3 protein-coding genes and 1 pseudogene are annotated in these 3,349 nt (G+C 67.0%); all 4 read right to left on the bottom strand.

Annotated elements, in window-relative coordinates:
* On the bottom strand, window positions 1-443 hold a 443-nt coding region (locus G6R13_RS12170), incomplete at its 3' end, for a transposase (RefSeq protein ID WP_205521374.1).
* 57 nt (window positions 444-500) lie between these two features.
* Window positions 501-1,259: pseudogene (locus tag G6R13_RS12165) on the bottom strand (IS21-like element ISMlu14 family transposase); the annotation flags it as partial.
* 497 nt (window positions 1,260-1,756) lie between these two features.
* The gene (locus G6R13_RS12160) at window positions 1,757-2,638 is read right to left on the bottom strand and encodes a hypothetical protein (protein WP_049147382.1); all 882 of its coding nucleotides are present in this window, start codon (window positions 2,636-2,638) and stop codon (window positions 1,757-1,759) included.
* 175 nt (window positions 2,639-2,813) lie between these two features.
* Window positions 2,814-3,349: transposase (locus G6R13_RS12155; protein WP_205521373.1), on the bottom strand; the 536-nt coding region annotated here is incomplete at its 5' end.

The raw sequence follows: 3,349 nt of genomic DNA, 5'->3' as shown, positions 1-3,349 counted from the left end.
GKGGAGGCCAGGTGGTGCTGGATGTCCCGGATCGTCATTCCGCCGGCATAGAGGCTGATGATCATGTCATCCAGGCCCCCGAGGCGCCGCTGGCCCTTGGGCACCAGGCGCGGGGTGAACGACCCGCCCCGGTCTCGCGGGACGTCCAGCTCGATCGGCCCGACCTCGGACTCCACGGTCTTCGGGGTGGTCCCGTTGCGGGAGTTGGCGTGCTTCGGCGCCTCGCTCGAGCCCTTCTCGTAGCCCAGATGGCTGGTCAGCTCGGCCTGCAGGCCCCGCTCGAGCGCGGCCTTGACCAGCGCGGGCACGAACCCGCCGTCACCGGTGAGCTCGACGCCGCCCGCGTCGATCTGCGCGAACAGGGCATCAAGCTGCCCTGAGGCTTTCAGCTGCTCGACCAGGTCCTGGCCCGAGGGCTCGCCTGGGTTCTTCTCGTCGATCATGGTCATGATTCTTACCGTTCCTCTCGGTACGGCTTACACAGACCATCTGACACGCCCGTCCCGCAGGTTGGTGTCCTTCGGGACCAGGTCGGCCTTGGCCAGCTTCACCGCGTTCTCCACCCCGCCCTTGGCGGCCGGATCCGCTGGCTGGCAGGTCAGCACCTCCACGCCGTAATGCCGAGCGAACGCCACGGTGGCCTGGTTACGCACCGGCACCCCGGCCACATGAGAGACCGTCACTGTCTTCTCGTTATCCGTCAGCACATAGGTCGGCGCGCCCCCGATCAGCCGGAAGCACCGGTCCAGGGCGGCGAACACACTCGGAGCCGTCCTATCACGCAGGGCGATGACGATCCGGTAGCGGGACCAGGCCAGCCAGGCCACGAACAGCACCGTCTTGGCCCCGTCGATCGCCGGCCCATCGCCGAAGTCGTACTGCAGCCATGCGCCCGGCTCGGTGATCCAGGGCCGGTGCACCCGGCGCTTCCCGGCCCGCCAGGCGGCCTTCACCTCGGCCACCGCCCGCCGGGTGGAGCGCTCAGAGCCGGTGTAGCCCATTGCGGTGAGCTTGGCGTGCACGACATCGGCGCGGATCCTGCCCGTGGAGGCCTCGACCCATTCCTCGATCTTGGGCAGCCAGACATCGGTGACCTTCGGGCGGCTGGCTCCGGATCCAGGGGTCTGGCCGGCGTCGCGGGCCCGCACCAGCCGGGCCACGGTGTGATGGGAGCAACCGGCCAGCTCGGCGGCGCCCCGCAATGACTTGGTCAGGTCATAGGCACTGAGTATTTTCATGGTTTCTGCGGCATCCTTCATTCAGGGCCTCTTCCTCGCTGGATTCGATTCGACACCGATATCCAACCCGGGGAGGAGGCCCCCGCCGGCTCACGACGCGGCGGGCAACGAGCAACGCGGGCAAACCAGATGGCCAGCACCGGGCAGTTCCCGTGGCCATCACTGGGCAGTCCTCATGGCCGTCAGCGGGTCATTCCCTGGCCACCTATGGGCAGCTTTTCATGGCCGCTTACACGGTTCAGACCGCGACACCTACCTGCAGCCAGTCCTGCGTGATCGCGGCAACAAGACCGCCACGGAGCGCTGCAAAAACCCCGCCACCAAGCGAACGAAGCCACAGGGCAGGGCGTGTAAAGGGGTATACCCGGCTCGACGGCCAATAGGACGAGCGCGGGCAACGGAGCCACCCTGCATGAGAGATCAGGATCGGTGGCCAAGCGCGCTGACCAGGAGGGGAATCGTCCTGACGCGCTGAGGAGCACCGTAGCGCCATGCGGCGGGCACCGGTGGATGAGCGGTCAGGCAGGGAGCGGCGGTAGACCGAACAGGACGTAGATCGTGCTGAGGACCGGGATGATGCGCTGTGCAGACTCGTCCGCGAGGGTCTCGACGGCCTTGTTTAGGAAGCGCTCGAGCAGGCTGGCTGGGATCTTGCCGTCGCCGTCCTCCACCTGCTCCTCAAGCATGTTCACGCGCGTCAGCAGGTCACGTACGGCGTCAGAATCGCTGAGGCCCTCCTCCGCGTGCAGCACCTCGCGCAGCTGCTCGAACTGTCCCGCCAGCGCCGGGCGGTCCTGGCTCTGGACGGTGAGGGTGACGTTGCTCCTGTGGCCGGCTAGGGCCACGTTCGACCCGTTGCCGGTCTGGACGTTCTGAGTAACGGAGTTGTCGTGGTGGTTGGTCACTGAGAACCCGCTTTCTGCCGGCGGCCACACGAAGGGAGTCTGGTAGGCGGCCACGAGATCAAGGCCTGCGGACGTGAGTACGGGCCGGTACGAACTGGTACTACCGGGCTCGAGGTAACCATGAGCCTCGAGGTCCGAAGACGCCTTCTGAATCTGGCGATCGGTGAGGTCCAGGGCCTGGAGGTCGTCGTAGACGCCGGCATCATTGGGACATGCCTCGGCTGCTTCTAGAAGCAGCCACTGGGCCTCGACGCGCGGGTATGCCCGAGCAACCCGCTCGGCGTCGAAGGCACACCGGGGCAGGACAGCAATCGGGATACAGCCAGCCAAGGGGGTGTTCTTGGGGATCATCTCGAGCTGCATGAGCTCTCGGGCGGCGACTTGGACACGGTCGGGTGGGCACACCTCAGTGGGGATGTCCCGCAGGTGCTGGCCGACGAGGCCGTTGGTGTGGACGTAGTTCAGGACGCGGAGGGTGAAGATCGTGGGTCGCACGAGACCTCGCTGTTCTGTCGTGGCGGGTCACTACCCCGCCGTGCTGTGTACTGGAGCCTTCACGGTAGCGGCGAGGGCGGACGCGATAGCCCCCGGCTCCTCCAAGGAGGCCGGGGGCTCACGGGGAGAGCGTGCGGCAGTCGGGCGTGTCAACTTGTCTGTGTAAGCGGGGTGGTCACAGGTAGGGGTTGATCCGGTCGGGGTAGGCCGCGGCGAGCTGGGCGAGGGCCTGCTTCCAGTTCGTGACGGCCTGGCCTTCGACGAGCCGGCCCTGGGCTTTGCGCTGGCCGGCGGGTTTGCCCCGGTCCCGAGCGCGTTCGGCGGCGCGTTTGTCTTCGATGTTGCAGATCGCCAGCCAGAGCAGCTTCACCGCCGCCTCGGTCGAGGGGAAGTGGCCGCGGTTCTTGGTCACCTTCCGTAGCTGGAAGTTCAGCGACTCGATGCTGTTGGTCGTGTAGATGACCTTGCGGAGCATGGGTGGGAACTGCAGGAACGGGATGAACCGCTCCCAGGAGTTCGCCCAGGTCGCGGCTGCAGACGGGTACTTCGTGCCGAGCTCGGAGGCCTCGAACTCGGCCAGCGCCTTCCTCGCGGTCTCTTCGTTGGGGGCGGTGTAGATCGGCTTCAGCGCGGCGGCGCTCTGCTTGCGGTCATGGGAGGCCACGAACCGTATCGCGGCCCTGACCCGGTGAACCACGCCCGTCTGGTCCC

Source organism: Micrococcus sp. Alg238-R198, assembly GCF_900537135.1.
GTDB classification, from domain to species: domain Bacteria; phylum Actinomycetota; class Actinomycetes; order Actinomycetales; family Micrococcaceae; genus Micrococcus; species Micrococcus luteus.
This window is presented reverse-complemented; position numbering and strand designations above follow the sequence as displayed.